This is a genomic window from Pedobacter sp. BMA (assembly GCF_001027745.1).
Taxonomy (GTDB): Bacteria; Bacteroidota; Bacteroidia; order Sphingobacteriales; family Sphingobacteriaceae; genus Pedobacter.
The window spans coordinates 98988-123373 of the sequence record NZ_LECU01000010.1; the positions used below are offsets into that span (position 1 = coordinate 98988).

Below are 24386 nucleotides of genomic sequence, written 5' to 3' on the forward strand. Positions count from 1 at the left end.
CAAAGATAAAATTAAATGCTAAAAAAATTAGGATCTTTTAAATTTCTCTGAAACGATAAGGTCTTTCGATCCTGCTGTATATCTGTAAAAACCTTCGTCGGTTTTAATGCCTTTGTAACCAGCATTTACCATGTTCACTAAAAGCGGACAAGGCGCATATTTCGGATTTCCAAAACCATCATGAAGTACTTTAAGTATCGCCAAACAAATATCCAGACCTATAAAATCTGCCAGTTGCAGTGGTCCCATGGGATGAGCCATTCCTAATTTCATTACTGTGTCTATTTCATAAACACCTGCAACACCTTCGTATAAGGTATATATTGCCTCATTGATCATCGGCATGAGGATTCGGTTGGCCACAAAGCCAGGATAGTCATTTACTTCAACGGGAATTTTATCGAGGTTTATCGACAGTGCCATAATCAATGCGGTAGTTTCATCACTACTTTGATATCCCCTAATCACTTCTACCAGTTTCATTACCGGAACCGGATTCATAAAATGCATGCCGATCACCTTATCTCCCCGGTTGGTAACAGCCGCGATCTGCGTTATGGAGATCGATGAGGTGTTAGAAGCAAGGATGCAGTGCTCTGGTGCATATTGATCTAAATCCCTGAAAATATTCAGTTTTAAATCCAGGTTCTCTGTCGCTGCCTCAACAACCAAATCCGCATTTTCAACACCCTCTTTGATGGATGTATAGGTGGTTATCTTTTCCAGCGCCTGAATTTTTTGGTCGTCTGTAAGTGTTCCCTTAGCAATTTGTCTGTCAAAATTCCTGGAAATGGTAGCTAAGGCCTTATTTAATGCATCTTGGCTTACATCAATAAGGTTCACTTTGAAGTTATATTGGGCAAACAGGTGACAAATGCCATTTCCCATTGTTCCTGATCCGATTATTGAAACTGCTTCTATCATTTTTGATTATCTGGTTAATAATTTTGACTGCTTATTGGGGTAATGTGATGTTTATTTTGTTAAAAGTGCAAATTAAGGGTTCTATACTTGTCTTTAATTTATGATTTTATAATATTTTAACGCACTACATTTATTTTTAACAAACATTTACAAATCTGTTTGTCGATACATCCATCCTTTTTATCGTGTCTTAACAATTTAGTTATTTTCAATGGCTTTAATTCGCAATTGAAATATTAATCGTTGCATCTGTTCTTAGCGAACTGGGGAATCCTCTCAAGTTTTCCATTGTAATGAAACCCTCTAATCATTTATGTGTATTTGCTTGCCCTGGACCAAAGTTCGTCTGTTGCATTTGCTGTGATTGATTTTTCAAACTTATTAACTATTAAACTAAAATTAAATGTAAATGAAAAGAAAACTACTAAAATGTTTGTTGTTCTTTATTGTTTTGCTGGTAACAAAAGTTTCGGCACAAGAGAAGACTGTCACAGGAGTGGTAACATCAAAGGAAGACGGATTGCCATTGCCTGGTGTAAGTGTTAAAATTGCAAATACTAAAGTTGGTGTGTCTACGAATGCAGACGGTTCATATAGCATAAAGGTAAACGCTTCATCTGTGTTACAATTTTCATCAATAGGTTATGTTACACAGGACATTACCGTTGGTAAGCAAATTAAAATCAGTGTAGCACTCGTTTCTGATTCCAAATCGTTAACCGATGTTGTGGTAATTGGTTATGGAACAGCCAAGAGAAAAGATCTTACAGCGTCAGTGGCCAGTATTAAAGGCGAAGATCTGGCAGGAAAGCCAGTAGCCAGCTTCGATCAGGCACTTGCGGGTAAAATTACGGGCATGCAGGTCACAAATTCAAGTGGTATATTAGGTTCAGGTCCACGAATCCGTATTCGTGGCACGAATAGTATTTCTTCAGGTGCTGACCCACTATACGTTGTAGATGGAATGGTAATCATTTCGAGTGGATCGAGTAGTGTAGCTTCTGTGAATCCACTTGGGGATATCAACCCAGATGATATTCAGAGTGTTGATGTGTTGAAAGATGGTGCGGCAACTGCGATTTATGGTTCAAGGGGTGCTAATGGGGTAATTATTATCACAACAAAAAAAGGAACTAAAGGCAAAACACAAATCAATTACAATAATTGGTTTGCCTGGGCAAATGTGGCTAAGCGTTTCGACCTGCTAAATGCACAGGAATTTGTAACCATTGCAAATGAAAAGCTTTATAATGCAGGAACAACTACCCCACAAGCCGTATTATCTTACAATGCTGATGGAAGTCTAGTTGATACCGATTGGCAAGGATATGTATTCAATAAAGATGCTTTTCAGCAGAACCATAATATGTCATTCAGTGGAGCTACAGATCAGTCCAATTATTATTTCTCTTTGGGTTACGCCGATTTAAAGGGGACAACGGTAGCAAATAACCAGACTAAGTATCAATTTTCGGGTAAATTTGAGCAGAAAGCATTGGGTGATCACCTAACTGTGGGTGCTAGCTTAACCGGATCATATGTAAAAAATACTGGTCTTAATTCAGGAACAAGTTCACTATCAGGTAACATTGGCAATGCCATTAGGGCATTACCTAATGTGGGAGCTTTTAATGCAGATGGGTCTTACAACCTAAGTTCTGATAATGCACGTTTGGGCAGGGCCGCCAATCTGAAGGAGATTGACGATAACTATACCAATATCAAATACATTCTGGATAATAATGTTTACCGCAATTTGACTTTCACTATGCTTGGAAATGCATTCGCTGATGTGAAGATTATTGATGGACTGAACATTCGCTCTCAGATTTCAACTCAAAATATATTTGGCGAAGATTACCAATATTTAAACCCTGTGCATGGAGATGGGGGAAGTGCAACAAAAGGTTATGAATTCCAACAATTCATACCAAGGTTCAGATACAACTGGACAAACACTGCCAGCTACACAAAAACGATTGGTGATCATTCCTTTGGAGCAACAATCGGTGTTGAATTTCAAAAAACTAAAAACAGATCCTTCTACGCAAGTGGTTCTTCATTATCAAGTACATTTTTTGGGGGAGAGAACATTATCAGTAACTCTTTAACCCAATCTACCTATGATATTGGTGGTGGGGTAAATGAAAATGCTTATAAATCATATTTCGCAAGAGCAAATTATACATACAAAGAACGTTATCTGCTATCGGGAACATACAGGATTGACGCTATATCCTCTTTACCCATTGGTAATCAAAGTGCCAAACTTCCAGGGCTTTCTTTGGGATGGAGACTTTCGCAAGAAGATTTTATTAAAGATAATGAAAGTTTAAAGTTCATTAATGATTTTAAAATTCGAGGCGGATATGCTAAAACGGGTAATACGGATATTGGTAACTATCCTTTTGCAGGAACATTTGGAGCGGCCACATATGGCGTTCAGAGTGGTTTAGCTTATACGCAGGTAGGGAATAGCAGTCTTAAGTTCGAAACAAGTGGTAAGTACGATGTGGGTATCGACGCAACGTTTTACGATAACAGGATTACTTTCACAGCCGATTATTTCAAAAACAACGTGGATAATCTGATTCTTGCCGCTCCAACAGCACCATCGTTAGGTGTACCTGGTAATTCCATATATCAAAATGTTGGTAAAATGTACAACAAAGGTTACGAGTTTGCCTTAAGTGCCGATATATTCAGGGAAACACCCTTTAAATGGAGTAGTTCATTTAACATCACATTTGTTAAAAATAAGATTACTCAGTTATCAAATAACAATGCTGATATCAACTATACTTATAACATCAATAGGGTTGGAGAATCTATTGGCGCAATTTATGGCTACGAATATGCTGGTGTAAATGCGGCAAATGGTAACCCGTTATATGTTAAAGCTAATGGGCAGATTGTTCAGGGGAATATAGCCAATCAAACCTATTATGTTTACGATGCTGCTAACCCAACAGCTTTAACAACTGCAACAACATTATCTGCAGCCGATAAAAAGATACTGGGGCAATCTAATCCAACATATTATGGTGGTTTTGTAAACAATTTCAGTTATAAAAACTTTGATCTTGGCATCAATATGGTGTTTTCAGGTGGAAATAAAATCATGAACATCACCCGTCAGGAAAGTTTGCTAAATCAGAAATTTCTAAATAACGGAACTGAAATTTTAGAAAGATGGACAACGCCTGGTCAAATCACAAATGTTCCTAAAGTGTATTATGGTAGAGATGCCTTCACTAACTTAACTTCAAGTTCAGTATCACGTTTTGTGGAGGATGGTAAATTCATTCGCGCACAAGACATCACTTTAGGTTACGCTTTTCCTAAATTGTTCACCGATAAATTGAAGTTAAATCGCTTACGTATCTATGCTCAGATACAAAATGCTTTTGTCATTACACCATATTCAGGTTTAGATCCCGAATTAAATTACAGTACCACAACTAATAGTCAAACTGGTTTGGATTATAATACCAATCCAAAAGCCAGAACTTTTTTGGTGGGTTTAAATGTTGGATTTTAAAAATTACTGAAATGAAAAACTTTAAGATGAAAAATAAATTTGCTTACGCAGGTCTGATTGCCGTGACTTTAATGGTAACCTCCTGCGAAAAATATACTGAATTAAATCCGGTTAATTCACTTTCCGAGGCTACCGCTTTCGATACTCCGGCAAATATTGAGCTGGTTGCAGCGGGTGTATATAATACCGCTGCTGTAGGAACCTATAACGGTGGCACAGGTCGCGGTTATCCCTTTGGTGCAGCTGCTATTGAGCAGGGGGAAATGAGAGGTGAAGACATGGTAAATCTGGCCACGTTTTATCAAATCACCTATGAGTCTACCTACACCTCTACTACAGCCAATAATATCAATCTTTGGAGTAACCTCTATGCATTGATTAACCAATGTAATATCCTGATCACTGGGGTTGAAGCTGCTGCAGCTAAAGGAACGATCACCAGCGCCGTATCTACTCAGTACGCTGCTGAAGCTCGTTTTTTAAGAGCATTGGCACACCACGAATTAGTCATTAATTTCTGCCGCCCATACGTTGATGATAATGGTTCGGCAGCTGGAGTTCCTTATCGTACTGTAGCTGTAAATTCTACCGATGCAGTTTCATCCCAGGTACTTGTCGGCAGAGGCACTGTAGCGCAGGATTATACTCAAATTCTGGCAGACCTGGATTATGCAGAAACCAACCTTCCAGCAACACGTGCTACTTACGCGATTACCCGTGCAACAAAGGGGGCTGCCATCGCATTAAAAACGCGCGTTAAATTACATATGAACGATTTTGCCGGCGTTATTACAGAGGGAGCTAAATTGGGTACTTCTGCGACTGCTTCTCCCTATAAAAGTTCGATTGGTAGTTATGCCCTTACTTCCACTCCTGACGGTCCGTTCACTAGCTTCGCCAGTAATACAGAATCTATTTTCTCTATCGAAAACAGTGCTGCTGCAAATGGTGGTGTAAACGGTGCATTGCCGAATATGTTTGGGCCTGCTAGTTTAGGAGGACGTGGTTTGGTAGCTACCAGTCCCAACTTATATAATGCTTCGTTTTGGGTAACAGGAGATACGCGGAGAACCCTCTTACAAGTTCAACAAACTACAACTGGTGCCAAGTATTTCTTTAATTATAAATATAAAGATTATACTAATAAAACTGATTATGCCCCAATTATCCGCTACGCTGAAGTTTTATTAAATGTTGCTGAAGCTTATTCAAGGACAACTGTACTGGATACACGGGCTTTAAATTTATTAAATGCTGTACGTAACCGAGCCGTTCCAACTGCTAATCAATACACGATTGCGAGCTTCGCGAGCCAGAATGCTTTAACTCAGGCGATACTAAATGAGCGTAGAATTGAGTTCGCAGGTGAGGGCAGAAGATGGCCTGATATCACGAGACTTTCACAAGACGCGAATTTCCAGGTAACTGGTGGTGGAATTCCAGCTAAGATATTAGTTACTGCCTTGAGCGGAACCGGATCAAACTGGGATGCAACCCTTAGGCCTACAACAGCGACAGGTAAGGCTGCAATTGCTTATAGTGATTACAGGTATATATGGCCTATTCCAACGGATGAGCTAAATGCCAATCCAAATATTGCCCAGAACCCTGGCTATTAATCAATCATTCATTATTAAACAAGACGGCTTCAATCCATGGCGATTGGGGCCGTTTTGTTTTAATGGCGAGTAGGATTAAACTTCTGAAAACCAAATCCATTCCGTTAAAAAATGTTAAGAAAAAAGTTAAATTTTATTTATCGACACAAAGCCCAAATTCGTCGATACAAGCTATAAAAGCGCTTCTTTTTTGAAGATCTTTGATTCATCAAGAGAAATAAAAAACATTTGTTTCGCTGATAAATAAAAAGACAGAGTCGTTAGCAAGAAAGCTAACATTTTTATAAAAGTACTTCCTAGTAAATTTAGGTTAGTTAATGATTAGTTAAAGAAAAGAGATATGGCTGGATAGCGTATCTCTTTTCATTTATAATGGTTTTTAAGGTGCCAAACGTGATTTTACCCAGCTTCCTTTACTGAGCTCGAAATTAATCCGGTCATGCAACCTGCTGCGTCGTCCCTGCCAAAATTCTATTCTTGTTGGCTTTACGATGTAACCACCCCAGTGTGCCGGCTTGGCAATTTTCTTATCTTTAGCTGAACTTTGTAAATCCTCGAACTTTTCTTCTAAAAAGGCGCGGTTAGGAATCACCTGACTTTGTGGAGAAGCGATAGCACCAATCTGGCTGGCTACCGGACGGCTGTCAAAATATGCCTCAGAGGTTTCCTTATCCAGTTTCTCTACGGTTCCTTCAATCCTTACCTGGCGCTCCAGTTCAGGCCAGAAAAATACTAGTGCAGCATATGGATTTCTTTTCAGTTCTTTTCCTTTGGCACTCAAATAGTTGGTGAAAAACCTGAAGCCATCGTCATCTACGCCTTTCAATAAAACAATTCTTGCATCCGGACGTCCCGCTTTGTCGGCTGTCGCCAATGTCATTACATTTGGTTCATATAGCTGCGCCTCAACAGCGTGGTCGAACCATTTTTTGAACTGATTAATGGGGTTATCATCAACCTCAGACTCGTCTAAAGTGGCGCTTTTGTAATCCTGGCGTAGGTTTTGTAGAAATTCGTTATTAACTTGCATAAAACAAAAATAAGCATCTTTTACGGTGCTACAAATGATTATCGTCATGCTTAACAATATAGAACCTAAAACCGGCCGCTTACTGATCTCCGAACCATTCATGGCCGATCCAAATTTCAAGCGATCTGTTGTCCTGTTAACCGAGCACAGTGCAGAGGGAACTGTAGGCTATATTCTCAATCAGGTTGGGAATCTACTACTCAAGGATGTGATTCAGGATTTGTGGGAGGCCGACAATCAAATTTATTTTGGCGGACCTGTAGCGGCCGATACCCTTCACTTCATTCACCGTGCTTATGATAAGCTGCAAAGCGGGGAGGATATCGGAAACGGAATTTACTGGGGTGGAAATTTCGAGGCACTCAAAATCCTGATCAATAACAACGCGATCAATGAAGATGAAATTAAATTCTTTATTGGTTATTCCGGATGGGATAGCGGACAGCTTAAACGAGAGCGGGAACAAAACGCCTGGATGGTGGGAAATGTTTCTAATGCTGATCTTATTTTCGGCAATGATGAAGAACAGTTATGGCGTGATGTTGTTGTGAACTTAGGTCCAAAGTATGCACATGTCAGTAATTTTCCCAGTGACCCAAGTTTAAATTAATACGACGAAAGTGCCATATTCCTTATAAACTAAATCGCCAGATAGTTAACACACAAATTGCACGTTCTCTATCTGGCGATTGTATTAAATCAGCATTGGTGAGTAATTACATGCTTGCAGCACTTTCTTCAACTTTCAGCCTTAAATCATCTTTATAGGCCTGCATTTTTACAGTTAACGAATCATCTGCGGTAGCTAAAATCTGTGTAGCGAGTAAGCCTGCATTTTTTGCAGCATTAAGGGCTACAGTAGCCACAGGAATCCCATTCGGCATTTGTAAAATCGACAAAATACTGTCCCACCCATCAATAGAATTTGATGATTTAACAGGTACACCAATTACCGGCAAAGTGGTAATTGAAGCCACCATTCCTGGAAGATGCGCAGCACCACCCGCGCCTGCGATGATGACTTTCAAACCTCTTCCTTGTGCCTCTTTTGCGTAATTGAACATCCGCTCAGGAGTTCTGTGTGCCGAAACCACCGTGATTTCGTAGTCAATTCCAAATTCCTTCATCACATCGGCAGCATCCTGCATTACGGGCAAATCAGATTTGCTACCCATTATAATTCCTACCAGTGGTTTTGCCGCCGAAGGCGAATTTGAATTTGCTGTACTCATTTGTAATAAAGTTTATTGAATTTTTGTTGTTATCTAAAGCTAAAAAAAGGTGTTAAGCAATTACTTTTAAAGTTTTCTGTACGTATCTTGCTTTTTCAATTGCCTTATCCCGGTCTATATCCACAATGGTTACATGGCCCATTTTACGGAAAGGCTTCGTATATTTTTTACCATAAAGGTGTACAAATACACCATCAATGGCTAAAATCTTTTCCAGATTCTCGTATTTCGCAACCCCTTCCGAACCTTTTTCACCCAAAAGGTTGATCATAATGGCATTTGTAATACTGCTGGTATCGCCTAGTGGAAGGTTATAAATTGCACGGAGATGTTGTTCGAATTGTGAAACATAATTGCCCTCAATTGTCTGGTGCCCGCTATTGTGTGGGCGTGGAGCTACCTCATTCACCAGCAACTCACCGTCCCTGCAAACAAACATTTCAACAGCCAAAATTCCGGTTATGTTCATAGCTGAGGCTATATTCTTCGCGATGTTTTCTGCTTTCTGTTGCAGGCTTTCTGCGAAGGTAGAAGGTGAAATCAGGAATTCCACCAGATTCGCTTCAGGATTAAATTCCATCTCCACCATAGGGAAGGTTTTCATGTCGCCGTTTGCATTACGCGCAACAATCACGGCCACTTCTTTTTCAAAATCTACCAGTTTTTCAATGATGCACGGAGCATCAAATGCTTTGTCAAGATCTGCAGCGCTATTGATTTTCATTACGCCTTTACCATCATATCCGTCTTTTCTCAACTTCAGTATGTATGGAAAAGGAATTTGGCTATTAACCATATCTTCTTTCGTATTGGCCATGTGGAAAGGAGAAGTAGGAATGTCATTTTCCTTGAAGAATTGCTTCTGAACGCCTTTATCCTGAATTAAACGGATTACCCTTGATTGTGGGAATACCTGTTTCCCTTCTTTTTCCAATTGTTCCAGCGCATCGATGTTCACTTTTTCAATCTCGATGGTAATGATGTCAGCCTTCTTGCCAAAATTATAAACGGTATCGAAATCAGTTATTGAGCCGTTTTCAAAGTAATTGGCAATGTGCTTGCATGGGGCGTCAGGATCAGGATCGAGAACCAGAGCGTTTACATTGTAATTAATTGCTTGCTGAATGAGCATCCTGCCCAATTGTCCGCCACCTAAAATACCCAGTTTTAATTCGCTAATCTGTTTTGCCATGCGCTTGAAAATAATGCTACTTTTGTGCAAAAGTAACCATAAAAAAGTTTTATTGATGAATGCTGATGCAATAATTATTGGTGCAGGTGCCTGCGGGTTAATGTGTGCTGTACAGGCAGGCTATCTGGGGAAGAAGGTTATCCTGCTGGAAAGGAATGAAAAACCCGGTGCCAAAATTCTGATATCAGGTGGCGGACGCTGTAACTACACCAACCAATATGCATCTGCTGAGCAATTCATCTCAGCTAATCCACATTTCATCAAATCTGCCTTTACGCAATGGACAGTAGATGATACGATTGGTTTTTTCGAAACGTATGGTATTCAGGGAGCTGAAAAAACATTGGGACAACTATTTCCTGAAGGGAAAAATGCAAAGGATATTGTGCAGGTATTCACCACTATATGTGAAGATTTTGGTCAGGAAATCCGGTGCGATGCAGATGTAAAAGACATAGCGTTTATGGAGCAGGGCTTTCAGGTAACCTATGAACGAAAAGGAAAAAAAACAGTACTGACTGCCGAAAAGCTGGTAATTGCTACGGGCGGATTACCGATTCCGAAAATGGGTGCCACAGATTTTGCCCTGCGTTTTGCCCGTAAACACAGCTTAAAGATTGTAGAGACTGCACCGGCACTGGTGCCACTAACCATTACCGGAAAAGATGAGGATTGGTTTGCACAACTTTCGGGAAACTCGGTTTTCTGTGAAGTTAGTAATGAGGAAATTTCTTTCGAAGAAAACATTTTGTTCACCCACTGGGGTTTAAGCGGACCGGCAATCCTGCAGATTTCTTCTTTCTGGAGAAGGGGGGAAGCCATTAATATTAACCTGTTACCTCATCAGGATATTGTAGCCCTGTTAGATGAAGAGCGAAGAACCAACGGGAAAACACTTCTATCCAATTTGTTGAACCGTTTCTATACCCGGAAGTTTACCGATGCGCTGGGCAAGTTTCTGCCCTTAAGTAAACCTGTAGCTGCCCTAACCAAAAGTGAGATCGATTTAATAGAAAACACCATCCACTATTTTAAAGTGAAGCCAGCAGGCGATAAGGGGTATGACAAGGCCGAAGTGATGCGCGGGGGCATCGACACCAATGAAGTATCCTCTAAAACGCTCGAAAGCAAAAAGATTCCCAATTTATTTTTCGGAGGAGAATGCCTTGATGTTACCGGATGGTTAGGTGGGTATAACTTTCAATGGGCCTGGGCAAGTGGATTTGTGATTGCACAACATTTATAATTGAAATTTCACTCAATCCCAAGACAATATATCACAGATATACATCCGGCATAATTTCCCATGCCCAGGGTTTTTTGAAAGTTTTAAACGTTCGCAGTTGCGAAAAATACAGCACTTCACTGGTTTTTCTGTTGGCTACGTCTCTTCTATGGAGGTTGCCAACAGTTGTAAACAGCTCACGGGTTTTGAAATCGTAAACCCTTTCCGTCATGTCGCCAGTGTTCTGGTTAAAGTATAGGTTGATGGCACTGGTTAAAAACCAGTCATTATTTTCAAACTTAAAAGTATAACCCATTTCCCAGCGCCATTCTGCACCACCTTTAAAACGCAGATAAAGCTGTCCTTCTTTAATGTTCATTTGAGTGAGCGGATCACCTAGTTTACCGCCTTCCTTTTCACGCAGGATAAAATCATTGTTTTGTGTAGCCAAACGGTAACTGTTCGACGAAGCAACTTTAAAAAAGATAGCTAAAATGCGAGGCTTCTGCGTTTCTTTGATTATATCCGAATTGTTATCGCCATAAGTCCGGTTCTCATCTATGGTTTTCGTTGATTCAAAAATTACAGCCAGATCATTTACTCCGTCGTTATTCAGATCGCCATTGGCTGTTTCGATAATTGTCCAGTTGGAAGGAGTGAGCTGCTCAAGGGAGTTGCCCTCTTGCTTTATTTTCGGAAACAGAAAAGTTTTCTGTGCCGCACATACCTGCACAGTTAGCATCAGCAAAACGGAATAGCAAATCTTCATTCAGGGAAAAAGGTGTTGATGTCTTTTTAGAACGTTTCGAATTGGAATTTAGTTTGTATCGTTTTTAATTGGAGGTTATCATGGCATGAAGCTTACATACGAATGGTTAAATATGTGTTAAAATTCCCTTACTTTTGCATTAAAACCATTTCCTTTTGAAAACAGAAATCTTTGCCATTACGCCGCCTTTTACACAACTGAATACTCCCTATCCGGCAACGGCGTATATCAAAGGGTTCCTGAATACCAGGAACATTTCCTGTACACAGGCCGATCTGGGTATCGAAGTGATTCTGGAGCTTTTTTCAAAAAAAGGACTTACTGATTTATTTGAATATTCAATACAAAGTAATCAGCAAACTAAAAGTGCAAACGCTAAACGCATATTTGCCTTGCGGGAAGAATACCTTAAAACCATAGATGCTGTAATTTCTTTCCTTCAGGGAAAAAATCCAACGCTTGCATTGCAGATTTGTGGGGATGATTTTCTGCCTCAGGCATCACGTTTTGCTCAGCTTGAAGAATTAGACTGGGCTTTTGGTGCTATGGGCACCCAGGATAAAGCCAAGCACCTGGCAACACTATACCTCGAAGATATCTCCGACTATATTGTAGAATGTATTGATGATAATTTTGGATTCAGCCGCTATGCTGAACGCCTGGGCAGAAGTGCCAACTCTTTTGATGAGTTGTACCACGCGCTGCAGCAGGCGCCAACCTATATCGATCATATCCTCATTGGCATATTAAGGGCTAAAATCGAAAATATTCAGCCGAAATTATTTCTTATTTCTGTGCCATTCCCCGGCAATCTGTATAGTGCTTTTCGCTGTGCACAATGGGTGAAAGAGAATTATCCGGACATTAAAGTTTCAATGGGCGGGGGCTTTCCTAATACCGAGCTCAGGTCTTTATCTGATAAACGGGTTTTTGAGTTCTTTGACTACATCACCCTGGACGATGGTGAATTGCCGCTCGACTTACTGATCCAGAACATCCAGGGAACCATACCTTCCGAAATGATGATGTATAAACGGACTTTTTTACTGGAGAACGGGGGAGTGGTATACAAAAATGATTCGTTCAGGAAGGACTACAAGCAGGCTGATGTAGGGACCCCAGATTATTCTGATCTTTTGCTTGATAGCTATATATCGGTTATCGAAATTGTGAACCCTATGCACCGCATGTGGAGCGATGGCCGGTGGAATAAGCTTACCATGGCGCATGGATGCTACTGGGGTAAATGTACTTTTTGTGATATTTCTCTGGACTATATAAAAGTCTATGAGCCAGTACAAGCCAAACAGATTGTCGACCGCATGGAAGACCTTTATGCTAAAACCGGACAGAACGGTTTTCACTTTGTGGATGAAGCGGCACCTCCGGCTTTAATGCGTGAAGTAGCCCTGGAAATTATCAGGAGGAAACTGGCCGTAACCTGGTGGACGAATATTCGTTTTGAAAAAAGCTTCACGGCAGATCTGTGTCTGCTTCTAAAAGCATCAGGCTGTATAGCGGTTTCCGGCGGACTGGAAGTGGCTTCTGATCGCTTGCTTAAGCTCATTGATAAAGGCGTTACCGTTGAACAGGTTGCAAGGGTTACCCGAAATTTTACTGCAGCAGGTGTTATGGTGCATGCCTACCTGATGTATGGCTATCCTACGCAAACCATACAGGAAACAATAGATAGTTTAGAAATGGTCAGGCAGCTGTTTGAAGCCGGTATTTTACAGTCGGGCTTCTGGCATCAGTTTGCCATGACGGCTCACAGTCCCGTTGGCATGTATCCTGAAAGGTTCGGGGTAGTGAAAGAAACCGAGCAGATTGGAACTTTCGCTAACAACGATATTAACTATATCGATAAAACGGGTATCGACCATAATAAATTCAGCTTTGGACTGAAAAAATCCCTGTTCAACTTCATGCATGGCATTTGTTTCGATTATGAGTTGCAGGATTGGTTCGATTTTAAAATACCAAGAACTAAAATTCCTCGTGATTTTATTGAACGCGCATTAAATGATGAAAATCAGTTTAACACTAAGCCTACGGCAAAAGTAGTCTGGATAGGGGGACAACCCGATGCAGAATTTTTTACCAAGTCCAAAAAAGGGAATACCTGGGAAATGGCATCATTAACTTTCCATGATAAACGTGAAAGTTTCACCATTCAGACCAGCAAAGAGGAGGGCGAGTGGCTGACCGCAATTCTTGATAAAATTCATATTTCTAAGGACAAAGTGTATACTTTCGCAGAAGTGAAAGCAGCCTTTGAAACTGTAATGGAAAACTTTGAGTTGTTCTGGTATGCCAAACCCATCAACACACTGCGGGAATCAGGCTTACTGGTGCTTTAAGCTGGAAAGGTTGGCATTCACTGACTTCATCTGGCTCGCATGATCTTCATATAAATTTTCGAGTTTTTGAAACGACTTCCTAGCATAATCTCTGGTAAAATAGTCGTGTACTTTAGCATTGAAAGGTTCCATTACCAGAAACTGTGTCAGTATCAGTGCGATGAAAAAGGGGTAGTGCGCCAGGATACTGTGTGAAACTTCCTGCGGTTTTAATAATGGGATGCCCATTTTCAGTGTTAAAAAATCAATGATCAATGGAATCACCAATATCGGAATGAGTGCGGCAAGGCGTGTTTTTAAATGGAGGCCTTTTTCGTAATCTGTAATCTCTTCGAAGTCGTGCCGGCGCAGCGATTGCAGCTCAAGTAACTTTTCTTCCTTGTCGTGCTCCAGTTTAGATAAGGTTTTACCATGCTTTACATCTATTGAACTCACGTAATCAGATAATTCTGTTTCGGCTTCGTTCAATTTCTCCTGTTCTGCAACTATTGATTCCTGTTCAGCAATCAGCTTATCCATCAGCATTAAATCTTCTGGAATGCCGTGACTTAGTTTTTGCTCAACAGAATTAATACGGGCATCTATTTGCTTAAACTGTTTCCGAAGAGAGGTAAATCTATCCTGACAAATTTGCTTTTCTTTATCATAGCTCTGTTTTAAGCGGTCGATATCATATTGATACTGCTTGCTGATCAGCGCTTCATCATTAAGTGCCAGTCGGGAGTATAATGTTTTCAATTCCAGCAATAACAATGTTCCGGGCTTTGCGGGCGCTGAAAGTGTGTTGCGAAAGTTATCAATATCGGAATCTGTTAGCGGATATGAATGCATCTGTATCAAATAATTGCCTAAATTAATTAGAAAAACCTGCATTGAGTATGTTTTGCCTGATCTTAAATTCAACATTTAGCTATATATGCTGTCTAAACGCGTAGAACGTGCTGATAATAAGTGCGATTAGTATCTTCATCAAATGTTCATAATGTGCAACTACCTTTACATCGTAAGGCTTGAGCACCTTGCAGCAACCCCAGTGGTTGAGAGCGGTTAATTTAGATAAGGGCGATCATTCAGACGATTGCCCTTTTTTCGTTGTGCTTAAATCCGATATTAAGGCCGGGATATTTGTTCTAAAGTCTGCTTAGGCGCATGCCCGATCGTGTGTGATAAAAAATTACTTTTGCTTCACGTTAAATCATCCGATAAGCTGTATTTTTGACGTTTTAGATCGCATGAATAATCAAGATACCATTGTTGCATTGTCAACTCCGCAAGGATCGGGTGCTATAGGAGTCATCCGCTTGTCGGGACCGGACGCCATTACTTTAACCAACAGTGTTTTCGCAGGTAAAGACTTGTCGGTTCAGGCCAGTCACACTTTACACTTTGGTTTAGTTAAAGATGGTGAACATATTGTTGATGAGGTTGTTGCCGGATTATTTGTTGCGCCAAAGTCGTATACCAAAGAAAACGTAGTTGAGATCTCCTGTCATGGCTCCAATTACATTATCCAGCAAATTATTAGTTTGTTAATCAGTAAAGGCGCCCGTGCAGCAAAACCCGGAGAATTTACTTTGAGGGCTTTTTTAAATGGTGCCTTTGATTTGAGTCAGGCTGAAGCGGTAGCTGATCTAATTGCTTCCAATTCAAAAGCATCGCACGATGTGGCTATGCAGCAAATGCGTGGTGGCTTTGCTAACGAGTTGAAAACCCTTCGGGAGCAGCTGATTCATTTTGCCTCCATGATTGAACTCGAACTTGATTTCGCAGAAGAGGACGTTGAGTTCGCAAACCGTGATCAATTGAAAAACTTAGTGATCAAAATTAATCATGTGCTGCGCCGGTTGATTTCTTCATTTGAAATGGGCAACGTCATCAAAAATGGTGTACCTATTGTAATTGCCGGAAAGCCCAACGTTGGTAAATCTACTTTGTTGAATGCTTTGTTGAACGAGGAGCGTGCAATCGTCTCAGATATAGCAGGTACAACGCGTGATACCATCGAAGATGAGCTGACTATCGGTGGGGTGGTGTTCCGCTTTATTGATACCGCCGGCATTCGGGATACAGCCGATATTATCGAAGCACTTGGCGTGGAGCGAACCCTTGAAAAGATGAAACAGGCTAAGCTCATTATCTTTATGACCGATGCGGCTCAAAGCGTTTCGGAAATTGAAGAGCAGGTAAGGGGATTGGAACAGCTGGGTATTCCATACCTGGTAATTGTGAATAAAGCTGATCTCATTGCTGACGATCAACGGAAGGCTTACGGAGCACTAAATGCAGTATTTATCTCAGCTCGGGAAAAGCAAGGGATAGAGGAACTCAAAACAACCTTACTGGAGCAGGTTAATCTGCATCATATCAATACCAGCGAAACGCTGGTAACCAATATCCGCCACGTTGAAGCGCTTAAACAAACCGAAAATGCACTTCAAAAAGTGTTGGAAAATGCAGATAATCCGGTAACTTCTGATTTCTTAGCAATGGATATTAAACAGGCCTTACATTACCTTGGGGAGATCACCGGAACCGTTACTACAGATGATTTACTGGAGAATATCTTTACGAAGTTCTGTATCGGGAAATAGATAGGACAATTCAAGCATAACTGCGACAAGTTATGATAACTAAATCGCTAATTATTAATTAATTAGCGATTTTTTTATTTTATAAGTTTTTGCTATTTAGCAATGTTTTGCATAATTTTGGTACATATTTGGTTACGTTTTAGAAAAGTAATTCAAACATCTGCGTTACATGTTTAATGTAGAGAGTTAACTGCGCTTAATGACACCTATTTACACTTAAAGATACTTAAAGACCCTTAATTTAGGATGAGTAGTAAAATTCAAATTGCAAAGATATGTGATCAGTGCGCTACGAGCTTCATAGCCAAAACGACTGTTACCAGGTTTTGCAGCAAGGCATGCAACAGTAAATTTTATAAAACTACGGCTAGAAAGGCTAAACTATTAAAAGCTGATATTGATACAATAACAAAACAGACTGAAATTAAAACTGCACAGATTGAACGGCATTACCTTAATGTTAAAGAGGTCGCAGATTTGCTGGGTGTTTCTAAACGTTCTGTGTATGGTATGATTAATTCCGGAAGATTAAACGCGCTTAATTTCAGTGTAAGAAGTACAAGAGTGTCAAGAATAGATTTGGAGGTATTTTTTTTCAATAATGGAATAAAAAGTAACCTGATTAATACAGTGGAACCAATAGCAAAGTCCGACAAAAAAATCGATGTAGCTGATTTAGAAGTTGGGGATTGTTATTCCATGGATGAATTGGTGTCGATATTTGACAAAAGCAGAACCGCACTGTATACAGCTCTAGCTCGTGCATCTGTACCCAAAATCAAGATAGGTAAGGAAGCTTACTTCGAAAAGGTTGCAGTGGGTAAGTTGTTGAAAAAATACAAAATGCCTAAACAACTTGGTCTTAGCAAAGAAAGAACGCAGAATCAAAAACTTTCAAAACAAGGCCTCCAAGCGTCGCAATGTTACGCCATTGAAGATTGTGTGAAGATGTTTGGAAAAGACCGCTCTTTGCTCTATGGGATTTTCAATAGACGATTAGTGCCTAAAATAAGAGATGGCCAAAATGTGCTTTTATCAAGAAAAGCAATAGATAAACTTTACAAAACGTTTAAAAGAGAAGGCAGGATTTGATTCAGCTACTATCTTATTAAATTCTAAATAATATTAATTATATAAAATTTAAAAGCCATGTCTAAAGTAAAAATTCGCAAACGGCCACTGAAGGATAATAGGCACTCTCTATACTTGGACTACTATCCGCCTTTGAGGCACCCTAAAACCGGTAAATTGATAAGAAGGGAAAATCTTAAACTCTATATCTATGATAAGCCAAAGAATGACTATCACAAAAAGCATAACAAAGAAACTTTGCTTTTGGCAGAACATGTTAGATGTAATCGTCAACTGGATGTTCAGAATAGGAAGTTTGGTTTTCTATCAGATGATGCACGGGATGCAGATTTTATTGAGTTCTTTAAAGAATTCAATAGAAAGAAACAGACTTCACTCTCCGATCAAGCGGCAATGTCTGTAAAATACTTCCAGGCTTTTGCTGGAGAAACGCTTAAATTTAGCGATTTGGACGAGTTTTTTTGTGAGGATTATAAATCGTTTTTGCTCAGCGGACCGGGAATCAGCAGGAGGGGGCGCCCAATTAGCCGCAATACCGCTGTGAGCTATTTTGCAAAGTTTAGAACTGCCTTGAAAGAAGTTTATAGGAGAAATTTGATTACGGAAGATTTATATTCCAGAGTTGATGCTGTTGATCCCAAAGAAACACATCGGGAGCGACTCGAAATCGAGGAACTGCATGTCTTGGTGAAAACCGCTGCAAAATCGGATTTAATGAAACGTGCTTGCCTCTTTTCAGCTTTAACCGGGCTGAGGTTTTCCGATGTACAGACACTTAGCTGGAATGAAGTGAGAGGCTATAAAGGAAAATATAGTCTCCAATATTTTCAGGAGAAAACAGAAGGCGCTGAGACATTACCGATATCCGATCAGGCTGTAGAACTTATGGGGGTGAAGAAAAAAGATTCGGCCTTGGTTTTTCATGGTTTAGTTTATCATCAGTTGAAGGATTTTTTGAAAAAATGGCTTGATACCGCCGGCATTAAGAAAAACATCACCTTTCATAGTTTTCGGCATACTTATGCCACCTTACAAATAGAAATGGGCACTGATATCTATACCGTTTCCAAAATGCTGGGGCATAAAAGTATTAAGACCACAGAAATTTACGCAAAAGTTGTGGATAAGAAAAAAATTGAAGCCACCAGAAAGATTAATCTAGAATTGTAAGAATATTAAGTTTGAGTCAACATAATTTTTTGAGGTTATTGCATCATATACTTGCATGTAGCTTTTTTTAGCTCCCAAAGTGTTTCCGATATCCTTTCATTTTTAGTTGCGCCTCTTTTAACATCTCGTTTTGCGTTTTCAATTTGGAAGCGCTTATCCACTCTATTAGTTTTGACTTCGAAAAATATAATCTTCGGCCAGGCTTACTAACAGGAATCTCCCTGCGACTGACTTTTGTATATATGGCGGGAACGGAGATTTTTAGAAATGCCGCCGCTTCATGAACATTTAGTAATTCCGTTTCATCGGTTTCAACCTTCTGAAGATTCGCTATCATCACCTCAAGACGTTCAACTGTTTTTAGGATCTCCGTTACAACAGCTGGCATATTTTCAAAGCTCACATTTTCCATTACCCGGTTATTAAGTGGTATTTGCTTCAAAAATCAAGACTTTTTATTAAAGTGTTTGGGGATGACTAAGGTGATTACGTCTGATTTATTTGGTACGTACTGACAATTGATTTCCGTATGTATATTTAGACCTATTGGTTTTTGATATTGTTGATCATAGCCAAAAAGAGTGTCGAAAACACGAAATAGTAATACCTTTAGTGAGTAATAAAGGATATGTGACAAACTTTGTAGGCTGCGGATGAACGATCCCAGTTATTTCGATGGCAAGGAATCTTCTAATTTTACGGGAATCCGTAAAATGCATGATTTAAAATCCCCTATGTTTGGATAAACTAAATTAATTAAATCACTATGGCATTTTTAGATCACAACGGAGAAAGTGAATTCCCAATGTCAAAGCACAGGGTTTTTGAGGCCATGTCCATCGCCATCCCATCGATCAAAGGGCTCAAGATAGAAAACGCTGATAGGCTACAGGGAAGGTTTCTGGTAAAGGCGGGAGTCAGCCTGTATAGTTGGGGAGAGAATATACCAATTCAGCTAATTGAGGTTGCTGAAAATCGAACAAGGGTGCACATTACCTCATCACCGAAGACCGGAATCATGTTTGGTGGCGGCTTCGATATGGGCAAGAACAGGAAGAATATTGAGGATATTCTTTCTTATACCTCTATGCTATTGTCCTCCCAATCGCACCAGAAATCTTCAGATCATAATACTGTCCCGCCAACCCCGGTGCAATACAATCGAGAATCAGCATTCAGGGATTCTCAGACACCCTTTGCTCCAAAATCATATGCATGGTATGAAAAAACCTGGCTTGTTGTTGTGCTGTGCATTTTATTCTTTCCTGTAGGACTCTATGGCTTATGGAAAAACGCTTCGATTTCTAAAGGTTGGCAGATTGCGGTGACTATATTTTTTGCTATACTGGTTTTGGCCAATCTAGGAAAGGAAAAGAATCTTTCTCCTACTGTTGCTGAGAGCAGGGAAGTTACAATTGACAGTATTCCTGGAGAAGCACAGTCTACACCGATTGTTCCTAGGGGAAACACGGTGCAGGTGGACGAGAAAGAACTGATTATTGAAAAACTGAAAGAGAAAGCAAAAACAGATTGGCCAGAGGATTACACTACACAGGAATTCTGGTTGGGCGAGCAGATTGAGGCCTATGATTACATGCTGAGCATTCCGGATAACAGGATAAAAGCAAAGGCACAGCGAGATTGGCCCCTGGACTTTACCACGCAGAAATTTTGGTACGAGGAGCAAGTTGGGGCTAGGGAGAGAATAAGATAAAGACCAGTAAGGTTCAGTTTTGTATGGATAGAACCGCAATACGCTTGTGCTATTGCCTGTATCAAGTAAGTGAGGTCTTTTTCCAGTACCGGAGTTTTTAATTCTTGAACTTTTACTCACTGGCAGGGTTGGAATGGAGCCTGCACAAAAGAACCACGGAATTTTCCGACAATCCCTAAAAATCCAGATAAAAAATTAGCGGGAAACATTAGAGGCAAGCGAAAGCTTACCTCTAATGTACTTACCAGTTTTGGTGAATCCAGTTTTGTACATTTTCTTGTGATCTAAAATGAGTAGGACAAGCATGTATTTTATCCTCAATTTTGTGACCACTAGCAACATTTTTGAGATTCCATAACTCCATTAGTCGCTGTATCATGTACAACACTTCGTAACCTTCAGTCCTATCTAATAAAGAACTATCCGGGTTGCCACGTAATTTCGGATTATCACCTCCATCAGTTGACCAGCTATAACTTTTTTGTAAATCTGAACGGTTAAAGTTTGCCATTATTGATTTTTCAAATTCTACACACAGGGTGTAAGCCTCGGGTTCTTTAATTGGATTGCTGGTAGAATTGTTAACCCATTCATATCTACTACAATCCAAAGTTCATTAAAATACCCTTAAAAAGAATACGGGAAACCGTAATCCAATATCGGTTTATGGTTACTTAACAAAAATGTGTCAGAATGGGAAATCCAATCGCTGATCACCCGTTAAATGGTTTGATAGGTCAGTGAGAACTGATCAATCTTGAGACAGCGAAAAAAGGATGCGAGTTTTAAAAATCCAAACTTCTTGATCTTATCGCGTAAAGCGAAATTTTTGTTATGAAGACAAAAAATACAGGTAAAAACTGTGACAAAAGTCTGCCAGTAACCCTCTAAAAATAGCGAAATGAGAAAAGTAAAATCCTTCCCCGAGTATCAAAAAGCATTATATGGAGAAGTTTTAAGCGAGTTTTTAATCCGATATTCTCCACAGTTAAACCTAACGCACTGAAAAGCAGCAACTTAACTGCTTTTCAGTTTGATAACTCTGACACAAGTCTGCCAGTAAACGCCCCGGGAGCAAAAAATTTATCCCGTCTGGCAAGGCGAAAAAATCAAAACTCTTCTAAGGAAAATTCGGAAAACGTTGGGTATCCCGAACGTAAGTCACAGGGAAAAATTCCTCTCCAGGCTAGTTTTGGCTTCATGGAAATTCCTGAACTGCCATATACGATTCCCCGAGTAGTAAAGGGAAGGGTCATAACCAGGGTTCCAATCGGAAGCACAATGGAGAAAGAGGTTGCCAAACAAAGTTGGTATGTTGAGTTCTTTTTTCACAATGCAGCGGAGGAACGGATGGAGCGGATCAGGGTAACCAGAATGCTTAATCGAATAAAAGACCCAAGGGAAAAGCTTCGAAATTTTAATAGCCTCTGTGAAGCTTACCGGATCGCCCTCGAAGGTGGTTGGAACCCGTTAGATCAGCATGCTAACTCACGGTTGAAAAAGGAACTTATCGGCATTGATCTCAATGAAGCACTTTTGTTATTCGAGACTTACCACAAAGCCAAAGGAACCAGGCCAAAATCAATCAGTACTTACCGATCAACAGTTAATTCCTTTATAAAGTACCATGGGGGAAATAAAAAGGTAAATACGATCAGTGATTTTGAAATTACGGATTTTTTGAATTTTAAGGAAAGGGAGGAAAAGTGGGCAGGGGTAACTTATAATAACTGCAGGATTGGTCTCAATAATTTCTTTCGTTATTTAAAGGTCAACAAATACATTTCTGAGAATCCGGTGACTGACTGCGAAACGCGTAAAAAAATGCCAACGCAATCCCATCAGGTTTTTACGGAACGGGATTTTAAGGTTATCATGGACTGGCTAGATAGGCACGATAAATATTGCCAGCTATTTGTGCGGATGATCTACTACACTTGCATCCGTCCAAAGGAGCTCAGGTTTCTACAGTTAAAGTATATTGATCTGGAAGAAAATACAATTACGATACCTGGTGCTGTTTCAAAAAATAAAAAATCAATTCCTGTAAATATTGACGTGAGCTTGAGAGTTGAACTTGATAAGTTACACATAGAAAAATTCGATAAAGAATATTTTCTACTTGGTTCTGCGGTAACTTTCATTTCACAAACTATGTGTGCTGAAAATTATGCCTATAACAGATTTAAGAAATGCTTGGAAGCAACGGGGCTGCTGGATGAAAATTATACGCTCTATTCTTTTAAACACCTATCCAATGTCAGAAAGTTCAGGGCTGGATGGACCCTTGCCGAGATTTGTTCTGCGAATAGACATGGCAGTTTGTCAGAAACGGAGACATAACTAAAGGAATTATTGAAATTTGTGAGGTCGGATAAGGCCATTCCGGCTATTTAACGTTTTTTGGAGGTTTTGCAGGAGTCATAAGGATTTCTGCAAGAAACTTTTGTTTCTGATTTTTCCGCTTTTTTAATAGGTGTTCTGAAAAGTGTAAGCGATGAATGTCATTGACCTTTTTGGCTAGATCTAAGACAATATCGTAAAATTCTTGATTGCTAACTTCTAGATTTGGAGACTTGTCTTTATTTATCATAATATTTCTCTTGACTTATGATGTGAAATTATGAATCACAACTGAAAATAATCTCCCTTACCCTAGAAATACCTAAGGTTTTCTTGGACATGGCTACTCCCGGTCCCTACAGAGAATATTGAATTCTTAGAACACCTTTCTGGATTCCAGGAGGTATTAGAAAGGATTTTAGAAAAAAATTACAAGAAGACGTTGGAAATCTTAAAAAAAGTAGACTTGAATTTTTACCCTCCTGGTATTTTTGTCTGTATAATCATACAGCATAAATTTAGAATTCAAAATTATCTGTGATCTCACTCATAAATAAAGCGTTACAAGAAAGATGTTTTTGGTAAGTTGGGGTCAACTAACAGTGGTTTATCGAAGGACAACCACTTTTGAGACAACCACTATTTTAAAGCCGCTCAAATTTTCTAATCCAATCTTTTAGGACACTGATCCTGGATTTATCTGCGGTGAGTTGTAGACTTTGTGTTATGCAGCCAACAAAATAATTGCGTAGCCAATTGTATTTTGCATAGAACTTCTGGTCGCTGTACAGATTCTTTTTAATGTTGTTGTAAACGGTTGTTATAAGAGGACTGATTTTTGTGTCTTCCTCTTTCAGTGCATATGCATAATCAATAAAGATGGCATCATTTTCAATGTTCGTCGAAGCATTGTGCCGGAATATATAATTTGAATGGGAATTGAACTGCTCGCTCTTATTCAACGAATCCATGAGTTCTGTGCGATCCATTGCCAGATGGGAGATAATTGATGGATCGATGATCACCCTTGGGTAAATCGCCTCCGCTTCCAATTGGTATGCGCGTATGTAACCTTTTCCTACAATGATGTTATGAGCATCATCAAAAAAAGCTTCACCATAAGATACCGCACCTCGTATTAAAATGTTTTTGAACATTAGCTTGCGTTGGATTTTTCGCACAGCCCTTATAAGCCTTTTTAATCCGTTTAGATCATCAGGTGTAATCAATATAATTGAGTCACTTATATTCAGTGACTGGATTTTCTGATTTTCACGCTTCATCTCTGATAGGATTTCTGTTACAGTCTGAAAATATTGTTCCAACTGGACATGCTGGCTTTTATATACCAGATCACTAAAGCCAAGTACATCTATAAAAGCCACATATTGTTTAGGTATTGGGTTAGGAAGGTTGAACGGTGTAGTTTCCATCATGAGAGCATATTTAAAATTTTGATTTGGAGTAAACTGAGCTAAAATAATCATAATTCTTCGTCAAAAGACCTGCTGTTGACGATATTTTTTTAATTCAGTGCGTTGTCGTGGGGCGGTAGATAAGACGGCGCCTGATATAGTTGACTAC

Annotated in this window: 19 protein-coding genes; 10 read left to right on the forward strand and 9 right to left on the reverse strand. The window is 39.7% G+C overall.

From position 1 onward, the window contains the following. Positions 1–27: 27 nt before the first annotated feature. Complete coding sequence (locus AB669_RS20375; RefSeq protein WP_047801200.1) at positions 28–924, reverse strand: 3-hydroxyacyl-CoA dehydrogenase family protein; 897 nt, start codon at positions 922–924, stop codon at positions 28–30. 409 nt (positions 925–1333) lie between these two features. Between AB669_RS20375 and AB669_RS20380 the strand changes: the two genes are divergently transcribed. Together AB669_RS20380 and AB669_RS20385 are read left to right on the forward strand one after the other, a co-directional pair. After that, a complete protein-coding gene (locus tag AB669_RS20380; RefSeq protein ID WP_047801201.1) occupies positions 1334–4465 on the forward strand; it encodes a TonB-dependent receptor in 3132 nt (1043 codons plus the stop codon). Positions 4466–4491: 26 nt separating this feature from the next. Beyond that, positions 4492–6084 (forward strand): RagB/SusD family nutrient uptake outer membrane protein, encoded by a 1593-nt coding sequence (locus AB669_RS20385; RefSeq protein WP_047801241.1) that lies wholly within the window; start codon positions 4492–4494, stop codon positions 6082–6084. Between the two features lie 379 nt (positions 6085–6463). Here AB669_RS20385 and pdxH read toward each other — a convergent pair whose 3' ends face one another. Further along, a complete protein-coding gene (pdxH, locus tag AB669_RS20390; RefSeq protein WP_047801202.1) occupies positions 6464–7114 on the reverse strand; it encodes a pyridoxamine 5'-phosphate oxidase in 651 nt (216 codons plus the stop codon). Positions 7115–7160: 46 nt separating this feature from the next. Here pdxH and AB669_RS20395 point away from each other — a divergent pair, with 46 nt between their 5' ends. After that, positions 7161–7724, forward strand: a complete 564-nt coding sequence (locus AB669_RS20395) for a YqgE/AlgH family protein (RefSeq protein WP_047801203.1) — start codon at positions 7161–7163, stop codon at positions 7722–7724. A 106-nt stretch (positions 7725–7830) separates the two neighbouring features. Here the strand turns inward: AB669_RS20395 and purE are convergent, their stop codons facing one another. Both purE and AB669_RS20405 read right to left on the reverse strand, forming a co-directional pair. Further along, positions 7831–8346: a 5-(carboxyamino)imidazole ribonucleotide mutase gene (gene purE, locus AB669_RS20400; RefSeq protein WP_047801204.1), complete on the reverse strand. Its 516-nt coding sequence runs from the start codon at positions 8344–8346 to the stop codon at positions 7831–7833. Between the two features lie 52 nt (positions 8347–8398). Continuing rightward, the gene (locus AB669_RS20405; RefSeq protein WP_047801205.1) at positions 8399–9538 is read right to left on the reverse strand and encodes a 5-(carboxyamino)imidazole ribonucleotide synthase; all 1140 of its coding nucleotides are present in this window, start codon (positions 9536–9538) and stop codon (positions 8399–8401) included. Positions 9539–9593: 55 nt separating this feature from the next. Between AB669_RS20405 and AB669_RS20410 the strand changes: the two genes are divergently transcribed. Next, the gene (locus AB669_RS20410) at positions 9594–10784 is read left to right on the forward strand and encodes an aminoacetone oxidase family FAD-binding enzyme (protein WP_047801242.1); all 1191 of its coding nucleotides are present in this window, start codon (positions 9594–9596) and stop codon (positions 10782–10784) included. A gap of 31 nt (positions 10785–10815) precedes the next feature. Here AB669_RS20410 and AB669_RS20415 read toward each other — a convergent pair whose 3' ends face one another. Further along, entirely contained in the window at positions 10816–11532 is a 717-nt protein-coding gene (locus tag AB669_RS20415) for a hypothetical protein (RefSeq protein WP_047801206.1), read from the reverse strand. A 155-nt stretch (positions 11533–11687) separates the two neighbouring features. Between AB669_RS20415 and AB669_RS20420 the strand changes: the two genes are divergently transcribed. Beyond that, complete coding sequence (locus tag AB669_RS20420) at positions 11688–13892, forward strand: radical SAM protein (protein ID WP_047801207.1); 2205 nt, start codon at positions 11688–11690, stop codon at positions 13890–13892. On the opposite strand, the gene AB669_RS20425 is transcribed toward AB669_RS20420, so the two are convergent. Continuing rightward, positions 13878–14765 carry a hypothetical protein gene (locus AB669_RS20425; protein WP_197082457.1) on the reverse strand — a complete coding sequence of 296 codons (888 nt, stop codon included), beginning with the start codon at positions 14763–14765 and terminating at the stop codon, positions 13878–13880. The two genes, AB669_RS20420 and AB669_RS20425, sit on opposite strands and share 15 nt — an antisense overlap. Positions 14766–15124: 359 nt before the next feature. Between AB669_RS20425 and mnmE the strand changes: the two genes are divergently transcribed. From mnmE to AB669_RS20440, 3 genes are all read left to right on the forward strand, one after another. Beyond that, positions 15125–16483 carry a tRNA uridine-5-carboxymethylaminomethyl(34) synthesis GTPase MnmE gene (gene mnmE / locus AB669_RS20430; RefSeq protein WP_047801209.1) on the forward strand — a complete coding sequence of 453 codons (1359 nt, stop codon included), beginning with the start codon at positions 15125–15127 and terminating at the stop codon, positions 16481–16483. Positions 16484–16729: 246 nt separating this feature from the next. Next, entirely contained in the window at positions 16730–17575 is an 846-nt protein-coding gene (locus tag AB669_RS21680) for a helix-turn-helix domain-containing protein (protein WP_053058513.1), read from the forward strand. A 57-nt stretch (positions 17576–17632) separates the two neighbouring features. Next, a complete protein-coding gene (locus AB669_RS20440) occupies positions 17633–18745 on the forward strand; it encodes a site-specific integrase (protein ID WP_047801210.1) in 1113 nt (370 codons plus the stop codon). Positions 18746–18812: 67 nt separating this feature from the next. Here AB669_RS20440 and AB669_RS20445 read toward each other — a convergent pair whose 3' ends face one another. After that, the gene (locus AB669_RS20445) at positions 18813–19157 is read right to left on the reverse strand and encodes a helix-turn-helix domain-containing protein (protein ID WP_047801211.1); all 345 of its coding nucleotides are present in this window, start codon (positions 19155–19157) and stop codon (positions 18813–18815) included. Positions 19158–19511: 354 nt separating this feature from the next. Between AB669_RS20445 and AB669_RS21685 the strand changes: the two genes are divergently transcribed. Then, positions 19512–20459, forward strand: a complete 948-nt coding sequence (locus AB669_RS21685; RefSeq protein WP_053058514.1) for a hypothetical protein — start codon at positions 19512–19514, stop codon at positions 20457–20459. Between the two features lie 241 nt (positions 20460–20700). Here the strand turns inward: AB669_RS21685 and AB669_RS20455 are convergent, their stop codons facing one another. Next, positions 20701–20970 (reverse strand): hypothetical protein, encoded by a 270-nt coding sequence (locus AB669_RS20455; protein WP_047801212.1) that lies wholly within the window; start codon positions 20968–20970, stop codon positions 20701–20703. A 689-nt stretch (positions 20971–21659) separates the two neighbouring features. Between AB669_RS20455 and AB669_RS20460 the strand changes: the two genes are divergently transcribed. Further along, positions 21660–22802, forward strand: coding sequence for a site-specific integrase (locus AB669_RS20460; protein WP_047801213.1), 1143 nt, complete (start codon positions 21660–21662; stop codon positions 22800–22802). 644 nt (positions 22803–23446) lie between these two features. On the opposite strand, the gene AB669_RS20470 is transcribed toward AB669_RS20460, so the two are convergent. Further along, positions 23447–24238 (reverse strand): hypothetical protein, encoded by a 792-nt coding sequence (locus tag AB669_RS20470; protein ID WP_197082458.1) that lies wholly within the window; start codon positions 24236–24238, stop codon positions 23447–23449. Between the last annotated feature and the right edge of the window lie 148 nt (positions 24239–24386).

Bases quoted from the DNA above. Each gene is read 5' to 3' on its own strand.
- AB669_RS20440 (WP_047801210.1), top strand. From the start codon at position 17,633: ATGTCTAAAGTAAAAATTCGCAAACGGCCACTGAAGGATAATAGGCAC.
- AB669_RS20410 (WP_047801242.1), top strand. From the start codon at position 9,594: ATGAATGCTGATGCAATAATTATTGGTGCAGGTGCCTGCGGGTTAATG.
- AB669_RS20455 (WP_047801212.1), bottom strand. From the start codon at position 20,970: ATGGCAAACTTTAACCGTTCAGATTTACAAAAAAGTTATAGCTGGTCA.
- mnmE (WP_047801209.1), top strand. From the start codon at position 15,125: ATGAATAATCAAGATACCATTGTTGCATTGTCAACTCCGCAAGGATCG.
- AB669_RS21680 (WP_053058513.1), top strand. From the start codon at position 16,730: ATGAGTAGTAAAATTCAAATTGCAAAGATATGTGATCAGTGCGCTACG.
- AB669_RS20380 (WP_047801201.1), top strand. From the start codon at position 1,334: ATGAAAAGAAAACTACTAAAATGTTTGTTGTTCTTTATTGTTTTGCTG.
- AB669_RS20415 (WP_047801206.1), bottom strand. From the start codon at position 11,532: ATGAAGATTTGCTATTCCGTTTTGCTGATGCTAACTGTGCAGGTATGT.
- AB669_RS20460 (WP_047801213.1), top strand. From the start codon at position 21,660: ATGGAAATTCCTGAACTGCCATATACGATTCCCCGAGTAGTAAAGGGA.
- AB669_RS20405 (WP_047801205.1), bottom strand. From the start codon at position 9,538: ATGGCAAAACAGATTAGCGAATTAAAACTGGGTATTTTAGGTGGCGGA.
- AB669_RS20445 (WP_047801211.1), bottom strand. From the start codon at position 19,157: ATGGAAAATGTGAGCTTTGAAAATATGCCAGCTGTTGTAACGGAGATC.
- AB669_RS20425 (WP_197082457.1), bottom strand. From the start codon at position 14,765: ATGCAGGTTTTTCTAATTAATTTAGGCAATTATTTGATACAGATGCAT.
- AB669_RS21685 (WP_053058514.1), top strand. From the start codon at position 19,512: ATGGCATTTTTAGATCACAACGGAGAAAGTGAATTCCCAATGTCAAAG.
- AB669_RS20395 (WP_047801203.1), top strand. From the start codon at position 7,161: ATGCTTAACAATATAGAACCTAAAACCGGCCGCTTACTGATCTCCGAA.
- AB669_RS20375 (WP_047801200.1), bottom strand. From the start codon at position 924: ATGATAGAAGCAGTTTCAATAATCGGATCAGGAACAATGGGAAATGGC.
- purE (WP_047801204.1), bottom strand. From the start codon at position 8,346: ATGAGTACAGCAAATTCAAATTCGCCTTCGGCGGCAAAACCACTGGTA.
- pdxH (WP_047801202.1), bottom strand. From the start codon at position 7,114: ATGCAAGTTAATAACGAATTTCTACAAAACCTACGCCAGGATTACAAA.
- AB669_RS20470 (WP_197082458.1), bottom strand. From the start codon at position 24,238: ATGATGGAAACTACACCGTTCAACCTTCCTAACCCAATACCTAAACAA.
- AB669_RS20385 (WP_047801241.1), top strand. From the start codon at position 4,492: ATGAAAAATAAATTTGCTTACGCAGGTCTGATTGCCGTGACTTTAATG.